This is a genomic window from Sphingomonas cynarae (genome assembly GCF_039537815.1).
Classification (GTDB): domain Bacteria; phylum Pseudomonadota; class Alphaproteobacteria; order Sphingomonadales; family Sphingomonadaceae; genus Sphingomonas; species Sphingomonas cynarae.
Map to the genome: position 1 here is coordinate 17,470 of NZ_BAABBF010000002.1, position 15,905 is coordinate 33,374.

14 protein-coding genes are annotated in these 15,905 nt (G+C 67.6%); 8 read left to right on the forward strand and 6 right to left on the reverse strand.

Translation table 11 applies throughout. The annotated features are described in order from the left end of the window. Positions 1-3: 3 nt before the first annotated feature. Positions 4-3,303, reverse strand: a complete 3,300-nt coding sequence (locus tag ABD719_RS03390) for a trifunctional glycoside hydrolase family 18/polysaccharide deacetylase/glycosyltransferase family 2 protein (RefSeq protein ID WP_344691983.1) — start codon at positions 3,301-3,303, stop codon at positions 4-6. 160 nt (positions 3,304-3,463) lie between these two features. Beyond that, positions 3,464-3,814, reverse strand: coding sequence for a hypothetical protein (locus tag ABD719_RS03395; RefSeq protein WP_344691984.1), 351 nt, complete (start codon positions 3,812-3,814; stop codon positions 3,464-3,466). A gap of 139 nt (positions 3,815-3,953) precedes the next feature. On the opposite strand from ABD719_RS03395, the gene ABD719_RS03400 reads away from it, so the two are divergent. The 4 genes from ABD719_RS03400 to ABD719_RS03415 are packed head-to-tail and all read left to right on the forward strand — an operon-like array spanning position 3,954 to position 6,526. After that, positions 3,954-4,094 carry a hypothetical protein gene (locus tag ABD719_RS03400; protein WP_344691985.1) on the forward strand — a complete coding sequence of 47 codons (141 nt, stop codon included), beginning with the start codon at positions 3,954-3,956 and terminating at the stop codon, positions 4,092-4,094. Continuing rightward, a complete protein-coding gene (locus ABD719_RS03405) occupies positions 4,091-4,429 on the forward strand; it encodes a PDZ domain-containing protein (RefSeq protein ID WP_344691986.1) in 339 nt (112 codons plus the stop codon). Before ABD719_RS03400 ends, ABD719_RS03405 begins: the two co-directional genes overlap by 4 nt. Positions 4,430-4,468: 39 nt before the next feature. Beyond that, positions 4,469-5,155, forward strand: a complete 687-nt coding sequence (locus tag ABD719_RS03410; protein WP_344691987.1) for a winged helix-turn-helix domain-containing protein — start codon at positions 4,469-4,471, stop codon at positions 5,153-5,155. 15 nt (positions 5,156-5,170) lie between these two features. After that, positions 5,171-6,526 carry a sensor histidine kinase gene (locus ABD719_RS03415; RefSeq protein ID WP_344691988.1) on the forward strand — a complete coding sequence of 452 codons (1,356 nt, stop codon included), beginning with the start codon at positions 5,171-5,173 and terminating at the stop codon, positions 6,524-6,526. Positions 6,527-6,536: 10 nt separating this feature from the next. Here ABD719_RS03415 and ABD719_RS03420 read toward each other — a convergent pair whose 3' ends face one another. Beyond that, entirely contained in the window at positions 6,537-7,346 is an 810-nt protein-coding gene (locus tag ABD719_RS03420; protein ID WP_344691989.1) for a PEPxxWA-CTERM sorting domain-containing protein, read from the reverse strand. Positions 7,347-7,416: 70 nt separating this feature from the next. Next, entirely contained in the window at positions 7,417-9,507 is a 2,091-nt protein-coding gene (locus ABD719_RS03425; RefSeq protein WP_344691990.1) for a LamG-like jellyroll fold domain-containing protein, read from the reverse strand. 181 nt (positions 9,508-9,688) lie between these two features. On the opposite strand from ABD719_RS03425, the gene ABD719_RS03430 reads away from it, so the two are divergent. Further along, the gene (locus tag ABD719_RS03430) at positions 9,689-11,515 is read left to right on the forward strand and encodes a DUF885 domain-containing protein (protein ID WP_344691991.1); all 1,827 of its coding nucleotides are present in this window, start codon (positions 9,689-9,691) and stop codon (positions 11,513-11,515) included. Positions 11,516-11,519: 4 nt separating this feature from the next. On the opposite strand, the gene ABD719_RS03435 is transcribed toward ABD719_RS03430, so the two are convergent. Next, on the reverse strand, positions 11,520-12,185 hold the full coding sequence (locus ABD719_RS03435) for an HAD family hydrolase (protein WP_344691992.1): 666 nt from the start codon (positions 12,183-12,185) through the stop codon (positions 11,520-11,522). A gap of 187 nt (positions 12,186-12,372) precedes the next feature. Between ABD719_RS03435 and epsC the strand changes: the two genes are divergently transcribed. From epsC to ABD719_RS03450, 3 genes are all read left to right on the forward strand, one after another. Continuing rightward, positions 12,373-13,362 carry a serine O-acetyltransferase EpsC gene (gene epsC, locus ABD719_RS03440; RefSeq protein ID WP_344691993.1) on the forward strand — a complete coding sequence of 330 codons (990 nt, stop codon included), beginning with the start codon at positions 12,373-12,375 and terminating at the stop codon, positions 13,360-13,362. A 3-nt stretch (positions 13,363-13,365) separates the two neighbouring features. Next, positions 13,366-14,091, forward strand: a complete 726-nt coding sequence (locus ABD719_RS03445) for a gamma-glutamyl-gamma-aminobutyrate hydrolase family protein (protein ID WP_344691994.1) — start codon at positions 13,366-13,368, stop codon at positions 14,089-14,091. A 188-nt stretch (positions 14,092-14,279) separates the two neighbouring features. Then, entirely contained in the window at positions 14,280-14,831 is a 552-nt protein-coding gene (locus ABD719_RS03450) for a DUF4142 domain-containing protein (RefSeq protein WP_344691995.1), read from the forward strand. Between the two features lie 85 nt (positions 14,832-14,916). On the opposite strand, the gene ABD719_RS03455 is transcribed toward ABD719_RS03450, so the two are convergent. Further along, on the reverse strand, positions 14,917-15,870 hold the full coding sequence (locus tag ABD719_RS03455) for an FAD:protein FMN transferase (RefSeq protein ID WP_344691996.1): 954 nt from the start codon (positions 15,868-15,870) through the stop codon (positions 14,917-14,919). Between the last annotated feature and the right edge of the window lie 35 nt (positions 15,871-15,905).

The window sequence follows — 15,905 nt, forward strand, 5'->3', positions numbered from 1 at the left end:
GGTTCACACCCCCGCCACGCCGACCCGGCCGGTGCGTTCCAGCTTGCCCCAACTCACCGTCCAGCCACCGATCGCCGCGCCGATCGCGCGCAGAACGACGCCGTACATGATCTGGCGGTAGACCAGCCGCTGGGCGATCAGGAGCAGTGCCGGAAAGCGCTGACCATGCCCGTCGAGGCTATAGCCGATCCATCCGCACGCTGCGTCGATCGCGGTGAACGCGGCCCAGTACATCGCCATCGTGCCGACATCGCCGCTGGTCTGCGCCCAGCCATGCTGCTCGACGCGGAGCGCGGTGCCGCCGATCGACAGCAGCAGCGCCAGATCGATCAGCGGAGAGATCGCGGCGAATATGATCTGGAACAGCCATGCCTGCGGCAGGCCGACCAGCGCGAGGCCGGATGGTGTGCGGGTGCGCAGGATGCCACGATGCTTCCACAGGCATTGCAGCGTACCGAACGCCCAGCGGAACCGCTGCTTCGCCAGCGCGCGGAACGTCTCCGGCGCCTCCGTCCAGGCGATCGCCTGCGGATCGTAGGTGACGCGCCAGCCGGCGCGCTGGATCGCGATCGTCAGGTCCTGATCCTCCGCCAGCGTATCCTCCGGATAGCCGCCGACCGCGTCCAGCGCGCTGCGCCGCCATGCGCCCACCGCACCGGGCACCACCGTCATCGCGTCGAACCCGGCGAGCGCGCGGCGTTCCAGATTCTGCGCGGTGATGTATTCGATCGCCTGCCAGCGGGTGACGAGATTGACGCGGTTGCCCACCCGCGCGTCGCCCGCGACCGCGCCGATCGCCGGATCGGCGAACCACCGCGCCAGCCGGGCGATGGTCTGTGCCTCGAACTGGGTATCGGCATCGAGCGCGATCACCACTTCGCCGTCCGACTCTTGCAAGGCGCGGTTGAGCGCCGCCGCCTTGCCGCCGTTGGCCAGCGTCAGCAGGCGGACGCGCGGGTCGTCGGCGAACGCCGCGCGTATCAGTGCGCTGGTCGTATCGCGCGACCCGTCGTCGGCGACGATCACCTGCACGGCGGGATAATCGCTCGCCAGCACCCGCCGGACCGAGGCGACGATGACCCGCTCCTCGTTATAGGCGGGGATGATGACCGAGACGGTGGGTGCGAACACCTGCGGTTCGGTGCGGCGGCGGCGCGCCTGCAACCGTGCGAGCCCCGCCATCATCACTGCCCGCGCCATGCCCAGCGCGATCGCGACGTAGAACAGCCAGGTCAGCGCCGCGGACAGCGCCGCCAGCACGACGAAGACCGCGACATCGGTACGCACCGCCCACAGGTCGCCGCCCGTCACCGCCGGCATCGCCCGCGCCGGCGACACGCCGACCAGTCGTGATGCGGTGACGAAGCGATAGCCGTTCGCCTTCAGGGCGGTGATGATCCGCGGCAGCGCCGCCACCGTCTGCGCCCGGTCGCCGCCGCCGTCGTGGAGCAGGATCACGTTGCCGCTGCTGCTCACGGTGGCGTCGTGGACCTGATCCAGCACCTGCCGCACGATCGCATCGGTGCCCGGCCGCTGCCAGTCGTTGGGATCGACGTGGAGGCCGACTACGGTATAGCCCGCGCGCTGCGCCTGCAGCGCCGGTCCCAGTTCGTCGGTAGTGGTCGGCTCGGCATCCCCGAAATAGGGCGCGCGGAACAGCGTCATCGACCGGCCGGTATAGGCCTGCACCAGCCGCTGCGTCGTGTTCAGTTCCAGCGCGGTGCCGCGCGGCCCCAGCCGGGCCATGTTGGGATGGGTATAGCTGTGGTTACCGATCTCGCTGCCGTCGGCGACGATCCGGTTGAGCAGACCGGGATGCGCCAGCGCGTTCTCGCCGATGACGAAGAAGGTCGCGGGTACGTGCGCGGCTTTCAGCACGTCGAGTATCTTCGGCGTCCAGGTCGCGTCCGGCCCGTCGTCGAAGGTCAGCGCCAGCGCCTTGGGGTCGGCGGCGCCGGCACGCTGCACGACATAGGGAGTGGGCAGCACGTCGTAGCGTTCGTCGCGGATGATGCCTTGTGCATCGGTGCGCAGCGTGCGCCGCCCGACCGTGGGTGTGGCGGCGATCCGCAGGATTTCACCCGATCCCTCGACATCGGTGTTCAGCATCGCGGCGGGGTGCGACAGGGCGGGGCGGTGGCCGGTACGCATCGCCGCCAGATCGGCCCAGAAGCCCTGATCCTCGCTGCCGAGCCGCCACAGCGCGACATCGCCGATTCCCAGCCGCTTCAGCGCCTGCATCTGGTTCCAGCTGGTGGCAGCGTCGAGCATCCACACCGCATGGTGCGTTCCCCCTTCGTCATAGGCAAAACTGGCATTGCCGCTGCCGGAATCGAAGACCGGCGCGGCGCTGCTGTCATGGGCGGCCAGCCATGCCTCCTCGATCGACAGCGCATCGGTATCGTCGCCGTGCCAGTCATAGGCATAGCTGCCAAGCGCCACGACCAGCTTCGCGGCCGGCACGATGCGCCGCGCGGCGCCGACCTGTTGCACGAACCAGTCCTGCGCAGCGATCGGGCCGGCGCTGCCCCCCTCCCAATGCTGGTCATAGGCCATGAAGATCAGCTTGTCCGACACGGCCGCCAGTGCCGCGAGCGGCCAGCGTTCGTCTTCCGCCGGCGCGGTGACGGCAAGGACGGTGCCGGCGGGCATGGCGCTGTGCAACTGGCGCAGGAAGTCGAGATAGGGGCGGATCGCGGTGGCGGGCAACGCCTCGAAATCCATCACCAGCCCCGTCACCTTGCGGGTCGCGACCATGGCGGCGAGCTTTCGGGCGAGCATCCGGCTATCGGTGCGGTGGGCCAGCAGCGCGGCGGCGCCGTCGCCGTCCCAATCGCTGTCGCCGAAATTCTGCACCATCGGCAGCACCCTGGGTGGATGTCGCATCGCCGCCAGCGTGCGGTCGAACGGGTCGTCGCGGGCGATGGACATGGTATGCCTCGGCCCCGCCACCGTGATGAGCGCGGGCACGATCCAGTCGAGCGCATCGTGGTTGCGGCGCAACGAGGCGAGACTGCCGTCATTGCCCGGTTCATAGAAGCCGATGCTGAGTGCGGACCCGCCTGCCGCTGCCCGGCGATGCGGCAGCCATGCGGCCAGCCCGCGCGGATGATGGTCGCCACGTGCAGCGGCCGCATGGGGCAGCGGCAGCGGCAGGCGGAAGTCCGGTCGTTGCGGCATCACCATCAACGTCGTCGCGAACGCGGCCGCCGCCAGCGCCACCACCAGCATCAGCACCGCCATCATCCGCCGCGACACGCGGCCGCGTCGCCCGGTGGGATCGAAGAAAACCGGTGCCGACATCGTTTCTGTCCTGCCCTGCTAATATGCCATCGCGGCCGATAGTGTCGCGACGGTCTTGCCCGCTCGCCTACCTGTGGCGACCTGAGCGGGGGCTGGGCGCCAGCTTACCTTTTCGTCATCTTGGCCCGTCCCGACGACGGCGGCGGGGTCCGGCTCCGGTTCAGGCGCTCAACGCATAGGTGATGACGAAGCATGCCGCCGTCAGCAGCAGCATGGCGATCATGAAGGTGGCATCCGCCACCCGTTCCATCCGATGCAGGCGATGACGATGCAGGCTACGCAGCGAGACGTAGGAGGCGAGCGTCGCGACGAGGAACAGGAGCGAATCGATCGCCAGCAGATCGTCGGCGATGCTGGCCCGCCGCCCGATTGCCACGCCGACGTGCAGCAGGCCGATGCCGGTCAGGCATACCCCGACCATCGCCGAGGCGATCGGGCAGATCAGCCGGCAGATCCGCTCGTCCAGCGCCGCGCGACGGGCCGGGCCGGGGATGGGTGATGGTTCGATCATCGCCATCCTGTGGGCGGGGGCGTCTGGCAGCGGGCTGACCGGAAGATGAGCGATCCGTCATGTTGCGCCCATCGCCCGAACAGGCGCGGTCGGCGACAAGGGCGGCCGAACCGGACGAACAGATGCAGGAAAATCGCCGATGCTCTCCCTTTCCTACCGGCAGGCCGCGACCTTCGCCGATCTGTTCGCGGCGTGGTTCGATACGGCAATGGGCGTGTGGCCGGGCGCACCGGCCGCAATCGTGCGGGCCGAACCGGTGTCGCCGGGGTGGGCGCCATGAACGACGTCCGCCGGCTCGGTCGGGTGGCGCTGGCCTTGGCGCTGCCCGCATTGCTGGTGGCGGCGCTGGCGCTGCACGGTATGCGGGGGCAGCGGATCGCGATGCAGGCGCGGCTGGGCGCGACGTTTGCCGGGGTCCGGCCGGTCGTGGTCACCAGCCTGCGCCGGGGCGGACCGGCGGACCATGCCGGGCTGGCGGTGGGCGACGTGGTGGAAACCATCGACGGCCACCCGGCCGGCTCGCTTGCCGGACTGGACCGGGCGGTGGCATCAGGCACCCCGGCGGCGGTGCGCATCCGGCGCGGCACGCGTGAGATCGGGGTCATCGTCTGGTAACGACGGGACGGTTACCGGAGCGGACATCGGAGGGCGGCCATGGGTCACAAGATATTGCTGGTCGAGGACGACGACGCCACCGCCGGCTACGTTGCCAGGGGGTTGGGCGAGGAGGGGTTCGTGGTCGATCGCGTCGGCAACGGGCGCGATGGCCTGTTCCACGCCACCGACGGCAGCTATGACTGCATCGTCCTCGACCGGATGTTGCCGGGCATGGACGGGATGGCGGTGCTGTCCGCATTGCGGGCCGCGGGGGTGGCGACGCCGGTCATTATCCTGTCCGCGCTGGGATCGCCCGAAGACCGGGTGAAGGGACTGGTCGGCGGCTCCGACGATTATCTGGTCAAGCCGTTCGCCTTCGCCGAACTGCTCGCGCGCATTCGGCTGCTGATGCGACGCGGTGCGGCCACGCCGACGGCGCAGACAGTGCTGCGATGCGATGATCTGGAAATGGACCTGCTCGCCCGCCGCGTGGTCCGGTCTGGTCGGACGCTGACGTTGCAGCCGCGCGAGTTCCGCCTGCTCGAATATCTGCTGCGCCATGCCGAGCAGGTGGTGACGCGCACCATGTTGCTGGAAGGCGTATGGGATTATCATTTCGATCCGGGTACCAACGTGATCGACGTCCATCTCAGCCGCCTGCGCAAGAAGGTGGATGAGGGGTTCGCCCGGCCATTGCTCCATACCGTGCGCGGGGTCGGATACCGGCTCGGCGTGGATGGTTGAGGGCCACGTGCCGGCATGAACTGGCGGTCGACCACGGTGCGGTTCGCCGCGCTGGTGTTCCTGTTGCAGATCGCGGCGGCGGGCGTGCTGCTGCTGGCGGTGCGCGTGATCGTCCATGGGCAGGTCTATGCCGGCGCCGCCGCGACCGGTGAGATGGTGCGGCAGGACGTGCTGGCGGTGCAGGCACAGGGTGTCGCGGCAATCGCCCACGCCATCGTCCTGCACACCATCGGCGACACAGGTTCACGCGCCGTGCTGCTGCTGACCGATGCCGCCGGCCGGCCACTGGCGGGGAATCTCGATGCGCTGCCACCCAATGTCATGCCCGACGGCCAGCCGGTGCAGATCGACCTTTATCGCCGCCGCCATGCGACGCCGGAGGCCATGTTGGTGCGCGTCGATCGACTGGCGGGCGGATTGCGGCTGCTGACCGGCAGCGTGGTGGAGGACGAGGCGCGCACCGTCCGCCTGCTCGAACTGGCGATGCTGGTCGCCCTGTCGCTGGCGGTCGCATTCGCCGCGCTGGCGGCGTGGCTGGCGGCGCGGATGATCGTGTTGCGGCTGGGGGATACGGTCGCGACGCTGGATGCGGTGCGCGATGGCGCGCTGTCGCGTCGGGTGCCCGCCGATGCCAGCGGCGATGCGTTCGCGCTGCTGGCGGCCTCTGTCAATGCCACGCTCGACCGGACCGGGCGGCTGGTGGAGGAACTGACGCTGGCGACCGACATGCTGGCGCACGACCTGAAATCACCGCTGACCCGACTGCGATCGGCGCTGGAACGCGCTGCGGTCGCGGCCGATACGCCGGCGGCGCAGGAGGCAGTGGAGCGTGCGCAGGCGGAAGGGCAGCGGTTGCTGACGACGGTGGAGACGGCGTTGCGCATCTCCCGCGCCGAGGCGGGGATCGGGCGCGATGCGTTCGCCCCGGTCGACCTTGCGATCGAGTTGGAGGAGATCGCGGAAATCTACGGCCCGCTGGTCGAGGAGGCGGGCCGCGCGATCCGGGTGGTGACACCGGTGCGACCGACGCTGAAACTGCACCGCGAACTGATGGCGCAGGCGTTGGGAAACCTGATCGACAATGCCGCGAAATACGGGGCCGGCACGATCACGCTGGCGGTGGAGGCGATCGTCGGCGGGGTGCGGGTGTCAGTGTCCGACGAAGGTGCCGGCATCGCGCCCGAACACCGCGCGGCCGCGCTTCGCCGGTTCGGGCGGGTGGATGAGGCGCGGGGCGGGTCGGGCGCGGGGCTGGGCCTGTCGCTGGTCGGGGCGGTCGCCCGATTGCACGGCGGCGCCCTCGCGCTGCAGGACGCGGGCGGCCTGCGGGTGGTGATCGACCTGCCGGTCGGGGAAGAACCGACCGGCTGATCGACCTGTATCAGGCGAAGGCGACGCGGGTGGGGCGGCGGCGGCGCAGCATCATGCCGGTTGCACCGAAGCCGATCAGCATCATCGCCCAACTTGCTGGCTCCGGCACCGCCGACACGGTGAAATTGACGATCGTCGCGATCTGCGCCGTCGACAGCCCGTCGACGCGCGGGGCCGCCATCAGCGCCTGCCCGGTGGTGCGGGCGAGGTCCACGTCGCTGGCGAGCGGCCCGGCCTCGCCCCTTGCCAGGAACGCGAAGTTGAGCAGGCTGACGCTCTGCCCGGCCGCGACGTCCAGCACGAAGCGGGCATTGTAGCGATCGGGTGTGATCGCGGCCTGTGCCAGCCCGTTATTGCCCGCGACCAGCGCCAGCACCGCATCGCTGGTGCAATTGCCGTCACCATCGTCCTCGCAGCTGACCGTCAGGCCACCCTGTGCGTAATGGACCAGTTCGTCGCCATCCGACCCGAGGTTGCCGAAGAAGTTCACCGTCGTGCGGATCGCGGCACCGGTGGTGTTCGTGAAGGTGTCGAGGAAGCGATAGGTATTGCCCGACAGCAATTCGACCTGCCGGTTGAGCGCCAGTCCGCCGGTGCCGGTGTTATAGAAACCGAACGTATCGAACGTGTCGAAGCCGCCATCGGCGATTGATCCCAGCGCGCGGTTGCTCGGCTGCACGTTGCCACCAGGGCCGACATAGCGCGCGGCGACGCCGGTGCCCGTGAAGATGTCGGCACCAGCTTGGAACTGCGCGGCATGGGCGCTGGCGGGAAGCGTGGCGGCCAGCAGGGTGAGCGCCGCGATCATACGGGTGTGCATGGGTTTCTCCGGGAAAGGAATGGTCGGTCGGCAACGGGCCGACCGCAAAATGGATGATGCCGGACGAGCGTCAGGCGCGGCGGGCGGTGAGCCACTGATCGGGCTTCAGCGGGCGGCCGACCAGGCGGACCTCGCCGATATTCCCGAAGAAGCCGTCGACACGGGCGCCGTTCCACCATGACGCGCCGATGATCCACGGATTGTTGACGCTCTGCGAGCGCATGCCGACCTCGCCCGTCACGTTGCGCAGCACGGGCGCGCCCTCGACGTACAAGATCGTTTCCCGTGTCGCGGGGTCGCAGACGATCGCGACATGATACCAGGTGTCGGCCATGATCTCGCCCGACCAGTTGGCCTGCGGCAGTGCGGCGTTGCTGGCCGGCACCACCTCCCACTGGATTTCACGCAGCGACGAGATTGCGAACAGCACCGACGACGCCTCGCGGTCACCGCCGCGGAAGCCGGGCAGGTTGCCGCGATTGCCGACGCGGCCCAGGATGTTGCCCCAACGGTGGTTCTCCCGCGTCCAGCCGGCATCCACCTTGATGAACGCCTCCACCGTATAGCCGTCCCAGAAGCTGCGGTTGTTGACCGCGGCGTTCATCGCGGTCGAGAACGAGCTGTTGCGGCCGGTGACCTTGTCGGTGTTCAGGAAGCGGACGCTGGCCGGGCACGACGACAGGTGATGACGGTCGTCGGACCATTGCACGTCGCCGGCCTGTGCCGGACCCGCCAGTGGCACACGCGTCATCGGGAAGGCGCCGGTGGCATCCGGCAGTGCCTCGCCCACCGCGACGATCGCACCTGCCTTGCCCGCCATTGGCCGCCAATGGGCATAGGTGTCGGCGACGACGGGATAGTCGTTGGCATCGCGCGGTGGTACCGCCACCGGTACGGCCGGCTCGACATAGCCGGCCAGCAGCTTTTCCTTCACGACCGGCAGGATCGGCGCGCCGGTGGTCGACCAGACCGGGCGGAAGCGCAGGAAGCCCGCGAACCGTTTCTTGAAGTTGATGTCGATGCTGAACTGTTCGTTTGGCTCGGTCAGCAGCGCACGATCGAACTGGTTGAGCGTCGCCTTGGGCTTCTGCACCACCCAAGGCGAGAACGACATAACGTCGATCCGATTGGCAGACAGGTCGAATTCGTACAGCCGCATCAGCGCGTTGCCGCCCTGATAATCCATCTGGTAATCGACCACCATCTCCTCGACCGAATTGCCGAAGTCGTTGAGCTTGGTCAGCCGTGCGGCGCCGTGGTGATGGCCGTTCAGCGTCATGAAGATCTGGTCGTTGTCGCGGATCAGCCGGTCCCACAGCATCTTGCCATAGTCGGTTTCGAGCGGGCTGATGCCGTCCTTGTCGATGTTGAGCAACTGGTGGTTGGACAGGATCACCGGCAGTGTCGGATTGCGGCGGATCACGTCGCGCGCCCAGCCGATCGCGGCATCGGAGATGCGCCACGACAGCGACATCACCATGAAGCGGATACCATGCGCCTCAAATACGTGATATTCGTGGAAGCCCGAGCCGTCGCGTTCCCGGAAGGTCGCCTGCGCCGCCGCCCGGCTGGCCGGGAACCACTGGAGATAGGGTTCGCCGCTGCCGTTGCGCTGTGCATCGGTGCCGGTCCCCTGATCCCAGGGGCCGCGATATTCGAAGGCGGCGGCGACGTCGTGATTGCCTGCCAGGATTGAATAGGGGATGCGGGCCGCCTCCAGCCGCTTCATCGCGGCATCGGCGACCTGCCACTGGCTGGGCTTGCCGACCTGGTCGACTACATCGCCCAGATGGATGACGAACGGGATATTGTACGCCGCCGCGTTGTCGGCGATCCACTTCGTCTGCGCGGCGAACGGCTCGCTGCCATATTTGCGGGAGAACTGGCTGCTCTCCTCCGGCGTGGCGTAGCGCGAATAGAATTGCGTGTCGGGCAGCACGGCCACCGTGAAACTGGTGGTGGCGTTCGGAATCTTCGCATCCGCCATTGACGAGGCGTCGCCGCTGGCGGCCGTCGGGGTGGCATTCGCATCCCCCTCCCCATCGCAGCCCGACAGCAACCCGGCGCCCAATGGCAGTATCGACAGTCCGGCAACATTGCGCAGCACCGCGCGTCGATCGGCGACGTGACGCATCGCGCCACCGCCCTGTTCGTCGTTCATGATGTATTTTCCCCACGGATCGGCATTTCGCCGTTGCCCGTGCAGCTACCCACAGCAGATTGCAGCCACGCGTCGGTTGCATGTCAATTTCACGACGCCGTGGCGCGATGGCGTCCGTGCAGCGGACGATTGCGTCGGGCGGGCAGGCGGACGACAAGGAGACAATTGACAGGAGTATCCCATGCGTTCGCTTGCCTTTGCCCTGCTGCCGATGATGGCGTTGTTGCCCGCCGCTACGCCCGTTCCGATCCAGGCGACGAAACCCGCAACCGGTTCGACGGCGACGGCACAGGATGCCGCGCTGATCCGCTTCCTCGATGCCGCCTATGACGAGCAATTGGCCCTCAGCCCGGAAGCGCAGACCCAGCTCGGCCTCAAGACCGATTACGGCCGGCTCGACGACTATACCGATGCCGCCGCGGTGCGCGCGCAGACGCTGGCCGAACGCCAGCTGGCGGCGATGCGTATGCGGTTCAAGCCCGATCAATTGGGCGAGGGCGGGCGGGTCAGCTATCGCCTGTTCGAATATGAGGTCGACCGGGGCCGCCGTTCGCTGCCGTTCCGCAATCTGCGCTTCCCGGTATCGACCAATGGCAGCCCGGCGGGAGAAATTCCTGTACTGCTCATCAACAACCACAAGGTCGACACGGTCGCCGACGCCGAAGCCTATGTCTCGCGGCTGCGCGAGACCGAGCGAGTGATGCGCGAGGTGGCGACGACGATGCGGGCGCAAGCGGCGGCCGGGATCATCCCCAACAAGGTCAATTTCGCGCCCGCGCGGGCCGACGCGCAGGCGATCGTCACCGGCGCACCGTTTGACGGGGCGGCGGATTCGACGCTGATGGCCGATTTTCGCAAGAAGGTGGCGGCGCTGGATGCCCCCGCTGCCACCAAGGCGCGGCTGCTGGGCGAGGCACAGGCAGCGCTGACCGGGCCGTTCCGGCACGGTTACGCGCTGCTGTTCGCGGCGCTGGACGAGATCGAGCCTAAGGCGACGGGCAATTTCGGCGCATGGCATCTGCCCGGCGGCGACGCCTATTACGCCGATCGCCTGCGCAATTCGACGACGACCGAACTGACCGCGGACCAGATCCATCAGCTCGGCCTGCGCCAGGTCGCGGCGATCCGGCAGGAGATGGAGGGGATCAAGCGCGAGGTCGGCTTTACCGGCACGCTGGAAGAATTCTTCACCCGGATCCGCACCGATCCGCAGTTCAAATATGCCAACACCGCTGCCGGGCGCGACGAATATCTGCGCGATGCGCGCGGCGTGATCGCGGCATCGATGGCGGCAGCCCCCCGCTATTTCAGGGTGCTGCCCAAGGCGGCGCTGGAAGTGCGCGCAGTGGAAAAATGGCGGGAGGGCACCGCCTCCACCGCCTTCTATAACCCGCCCTCGGCGGACGGATCGCGGCCCGGCATCTATTACGTCAATCTGGTCGACATGAACCAGACGCAGAAGGTGCAGGTCGCCGGCATCGCCGCGCATGAAGGCGCGCCGGGCCATCATTTCCAGATCGCCCGTCAACAGGAACTGGCCGCGCTGCCCAAGTTCCGCAAGTTCGGTGGCTATGGTGCCTATGTCGAGGGGTGGGGCCTCTATTCGGAGCGGCTGGCGAACGAGATGGGGGTGTACAAGACCCCGTACGACCGGTTCGGCATGTTGTCGTTGCAGGTATGGCGCGCGATCCGGCTGGTGCTGGATACCGGCATCCATTCCAAGCGGTGGACGCGCGAACAGGCGATCGCCTATTTCCGGGCGAACAGTTCCGTCTCCGACAAGGATATCGCGCGTGAGGTGGACCGGTATTTCAACTGGCCGGGGCAGGCGACCAGCTACATGGTCGGCCAGTTGAAGATCGCCGAACTGCGCGCCCGCGCCGAACGCGAACTGGGACCCCGCTTCGATATCCGCGACTTCCACGAGGCGGTGCTGGGGCAGGGCGCGCTGCCGCTCGACGTGCTGGAGGAGCAGATCAAGGACTATATCGCGGCGAAAAAGGGATAGCGGTTCAGCCGGCCAGCGGTGAACGGTCGTAGTCGCGCAGCAGCGCGGCGACGTCGTCATAAATCGCGACCGCGCCGGCTCGTGTCAGCGCATCGTCGGCGAACCCGCCGGAGCGGACGGCGACTGCGGCAATCCCGCATTTCGCCGCGGCTTCCAGATCATACGGGGTGTCGCCGACCACGATCACCTCGTGCGGGGGCAGCGATCCGATCTTCTTCAGCGCGGTGGCGAAGATATCGGGCGCGGGCTTGGTGTTCTCGACATCGTCGGCACTGGTGGTTTCGGCCACCAGTTCGCGGGCATCCAGCAGGTCCAGATAATGGTCGAGTTCCTGCTCCGATGCGGAGGAGGCGAGAACCACCCGCAGGCCCGCGGCATGAACCCGGCGCAGCAGGTCGTGCGCGCCGGGAAAAGGCTTCACCTCGTTCAGGAAGCGCGCCTTGAACACCTTGCCGTGCGTCTCGCCGAGCGCCGCCTGTTCCTCCTCGTCCAGATCGGGCAGCAGCGTGGGGACGAGCATGTCGGTGCCCTTGCCGATCTGGTCATGGATCGTCTGGCGATCGAACCGTGCGCCGATGCCCGCAAAGGCTTCTTCCCATGCGATGACGTGATGATCGTTGCTGTCGACGAGCGTACCGTCGATGTCGAACAGGACAGCCGTGATGGCCATAGGAATGCCTTTCGGGAAACGGGCGATGTGATCCGCCGCGCCTGTGATGGGAGCGCATGGCCGGATGCCGTGGTTCCCGTCGACCTTCCATGGCGCGGAAATAGCGGGTGGCGGCGGGACAGCGACGCTTGGCCGACGGCTATCTTTTCTATCAATTCCTATCGCGGTGATGGGGTATGCTGACGATATGTCAGCCAGCGTATCCGCCATCGACCGTCTTGCCCGACCCCATAACGAGGGCGGAGCTGGCGCGAGCATCGGTGAGGCGCTGGCCTCGCTGAAGGCCGCGCGCCTCGACTGGCGGCAGCGGCGCGCGGTGACCGCAGATTCTCCTCGCTTTCCGTCCCGGCATGGGCTGGAGCGGATCGTCGAGATGCTGGCGGCGGCACTCTATCCGCGCCGGCTCGGCCAGTTTCGCGGCGAGGCGGCGGACGAGGATGCGTTCGTCGTCGCCAAGCTGATCGCCGCGACCGGCGAACTGGAGCGCGAGATCGCCGCCGAACTAGGATATTGGCAGGAAGAGGCTCGCGGCGGCACGTTCGATTCCGATCAGCCCGGCCTGATCGTGCGATTATTCTCGGCCACGCTGGGCGCGGTACGTCGACTGGTGGACAGCGATGTCGAGGCGGCGTTCCTCGGCGATCCTGCTGCGCGCAGCGTCGATGAAATCCTGATCTGCTATCCCGGCGCTACCGCCAGCCTGTATCACCGCATCGCGCACCAACTGCACGAATTGGGCGCGCCGATCACCGCCCGGATCATCTCCGAGATCGCCAACGAACGCACCGGGATCGATATTCATCCGGGCGCGACGATCGGCGAGGGCTTCTTCATCGATCACGGCACCGGCGTGGTGATCGGCGAAACCGCGATCATCGGCGCGCGGGTGCGGCTGTACCAGCACGTCACGCTGGGTGCGCGCACGCCGATCGGCGATCGTCAGCCGGGGCCGATGGAGCGCCATGCCCGGCATCCGATCATCGAGGACGATGTCGTCATCTATGCCGGCGCGACGATTCTGGGGCGGGTGACGATCGGGCGCGGCACGACGATCGGTGGTAATGTGTGGCTGCTGGATGACGTGCCCCCCGGCAGCATCGTCGTCCAGCCTGCCGCACGGGTCGCCGCGGCGGCCGACGCCGCGGCGGTGCGCGACGCGCTGTCGGGCGGGGGCTGAAGGGTGGGTGGCATCCCCCGCAAGCCGGTGATCGGCGTGCTCTGCTGTAACGAGGTGGCGGATCGCCCCGTGCAGGTCGTCGCCAGCCGCTTCGTCCTGCCCCTGCGCAGCATATCGGACGCCACCGTGCTGCTGGTGCCCGCGTTGATCGATGGCAACGATGCCGGGCAACTGGCCGCGATCCTCGATGGATTGCTGCTGACGGGATCGCGATCGCACGTCGCGCCCTTGCGCTATGGCAGCGATGCCGTGGCCGCACCGCTCGACGAGCAGCGTGACGAGGTGGCATTGTCGCTGGCCGGGCGGATGATCGAGGCGGGCAAGCCGGTGTTCGGCATCTGCCGGGGGATGCAGGAGATCAACGTGCTGTTCGGCGGTACCCTGGCCGCGGATCGCGACGGCGCGCATCTGCACGGCACGCCCGGCGACTATGCCTCGCTCTTTGATCACCGCCACGATGTCGAACTGGTCGACGGCGGTCGGCTGGCGGGCGGGATCGGCACCCGGCGGCTGTCGGTCAATTCGGTGCATTATCAGGGTGTCGACCGGTTGGGCGGTGGCCTGTCGGTGGAGGCGGTGGCGACCGACGACGGGCTGATCGAGGCGATCTCGGCACAGCCCTGCGGCGCAGACGTGTTGGCGGTGCAGTGGCATCCCGAATGGAACGTCGAATCTTGCGCCGACGGCCGCGCGTTCTTCACGATGATCGGCACGTCGTTGCGACGTTAAACTGGATCGATGATCCAGATTACAGTTCGGCAGGCATCGTTGAAAAATCGTTATGCTCCGTGTTAATTCAGCCGCTTACCAGCGTTTCGAGTGGACCAATCACCCCGCCGTGCGTTTCGATCGCGACATCATGGATAACGGGAAAGCGCCGCATCCGGATGGCCGATCACGATCGAAAGGATGATGACATGATCCGTTTACGCACCCTGCCGCTGGCGCTGCTGCTCGCCGGGACAGCCGTAACCGCCTCTGCCCAGACGCCCCCGCCCCCGCCCCCGGCCGAGGCGAAGATACAGGCCACCGCCTATGTGATGGCTGCCGGCAAGAGCGACATGTATGAGATCGAATCGAGCCGTATCGCGCTCCAGAAGACGCAGAATGCCGGCATTCGCCGTTATGCCGACATGATGATCAAGCATCATCAGAAGACGACCGCCGACACGATGGCGGCGGCGCGCAAGGCTGGCATGAACCCGTCGCCGCCCGCACCGGACGCTGGCATCACCGCCTCGCTGGGCGAACTGCAGGCGGCGTCGGGGGCCGATTTCGATCGCCTGTATCTGGGGCAGCAGGTGCCCGCGCACCAAGCCGCACTCGACCTTCATCAGAGCTATGGTGCCGGCGGCGATCAGCCGGCGCTGAAGACGACCGCGAAGAAGGCGGTGCCGATCGTCAAACAGCATCTGGCTGCCGCCCAGCGGATGCAAGGTGCGATGGGCGGCAGCGCCGGCGGTATGTAACGACTGACCGGACCAGCGGCCGTTGGGCGACCGCTGGTCCGGCGATTGATGGCATACCGGCAGTCATGCCGTTCGTGAGGTGGCGCTAGTCCGCCAGCATCGCTGCCAGCGGGGCGGTTATCATTTCCCGTATGCCGACATCGTCATGGGTGATGATCCGGGCCGCGATGCCCATCCTGCCAGCCAATGTCGTACCTTTCTCGGCACCCAGCACCGTCAGTGCAGTCGCCCATGCATCCGCGACAAGTGTCGACGAATGGATGACGCTGGCGGAGATTATGCCGCCGGTGGCAGCACGGCCGGTGCGGGAGTCGATCGTGTGCTCGCCCCGCCGATAGTTCCCCGATGTCGCGACCGACAGGCCGTGAAGCGCGATCCGAAGCGACGGGAGATCGGCAATTGGGGGCACTTCCAGATCCACCCACCAGGGCTCGCCATCAGGGCGCAGGCCACGCCCGGCAAGTTCGCCCCCGATCTCGATCAGCGCATGACGGATACCGCGCGCATGAAGCAGGTCGGTGACCGCGTCGACCGCATGGCCCTTCGCGATCCCCGACAGGTCGAGTGACAGGCCGCCGGGCTGGCGCAATCGCCGCGTTCCCGCATCGAAGGCCAGCCGCCGCCAGCCCGATCGCGCCAATGCCGCCTCGATATCGACCGGGGTCGGTGGCGTGGCGACAGAGCGGGGGCCGAAACCCCACAAATCGACCACCAATCCGATCGCCGGATCGAATGCACCGTCGGTAATCCCGGCGATCGTCAGCCCCTGCGCCATCACCGTCGCGAAATCGGGCGGTAACGCACACCACTGGCCGCCGGCGGCACGGTTGAATCTCGACAGCAGCGAAGCCGGTTCCCAATGGCTCATCTCCGCGACGATGCCGTCCAGTCGCGCCTCTATCGCTATCTGGACGGTGGCGGCGTCGAAGCCGCGCGGTGCGGCGAGGCGGACATGCCACGTCGTTCCCATCGTCTCGCCGCCCAAGTCGACGATCGCCGCCGCCGGATCGCGGTTGGCGACGGCGGCGGGGTCGATCATCGCGGGCAAGGCGATCCGCATGGCGGGAGTGAGCG

Excerpts from the sequence above, each read along its gene's own strand:
- ABD719_RS03450 (WP_344691995.1), top strand. The coding sequence starts at position 14,280 with ATGATCCGTTTACGCACCCTGCCGCTGGCGCTGCTGCTCGCCGGGACA.
- ABD719_RS03430 (WP_344691991.1), top strand. The coding sequence starts at position 9,689 with ATGCGTTCGCTTGCCTTTGCCCTGCTGCCGATGATGGCGTTGTTGCCC.
- ABD719_RS03405 (WP_344691986.1), top strand. The coding sequence starts at position 4,091 with ATGAACGACGTCCGCCGGCTCGGTCGGGTGGCGCTGGCCTTGGCGCTG.
- epsC (WP_344691993.1), top strand. The coding sequence starts at position 12,373 with ATGTCAGCCAGCGTATCCGCCATCGACCGTCTTGCCCGACCCCATAAC.
- ABD719_RS03395 (WP_344691984.1), bottom strand. The coding sequence starts at position 3,814 with ATGATCGAACCATCACCCATCCCCGGCCCGGCCCGTCGCGCGGCGCTG.
- ABD719_RS03425 (WP_344691990.1), bottom strand. The coding sequence starts at position 9,507 with ATGAACGACGAACAGGGCGGTGGCGCGATGCGTCACGTCGCCGATCGA.
- ABD719_RS03455 (WP_344691996.1), bottom strand. The coding sequence starts at position 15,870 with ATGATCGACCCCGCCGCCGTCGCCAACCGCGATCCGGCGGCGGCGATC.
- ABD719_RS03420 (WP_344691989.1), bottom strand. The coding sequence starts at position 7,346 with ATGCACACCCGTATGATCGCGGCGCTCACCCTGCTGGCCGCCACGCTT.
- ABD719_RS03415 (WP_344691988.1), top strand. The coding sequence starts at position 5,171 with ATGAACTGGCGGTCGACCACGGTGCGGTTCGCCGCGCTGGTGTTCCTG.
- ABD719_RS03390 (WP_344691983.1), bottom strand. The coding sequence starts at position 3,303 with ATGTCGGCACCGGTTTTCTTCGATCCCACCGGGCGACGCGGCCGCGTG.
- ABD719_RS03435 (WP_344691992.1), bottom strand. The coding sequence starts at position 12,185 with ATGGCCATCACGGCTGTCCTGTTCGACATCGACGGTACGCTCGTCGAC.
- ABD719_RS03410 (WP_344691987.1), top strand. The coding sequence starts at position 4,469 with ATGGGTCACAAGATATTGCTGGTCGAGGACGACGACGCCACCGCCGGC.
- ABD719_RS03400 (WP_344691985.1), top strand. The coding sequence starts at position 3,954 with ATGCTCTCCCTTTCCTACCGGCAGGCCGCGACCTTCGCCGATCTGTTC.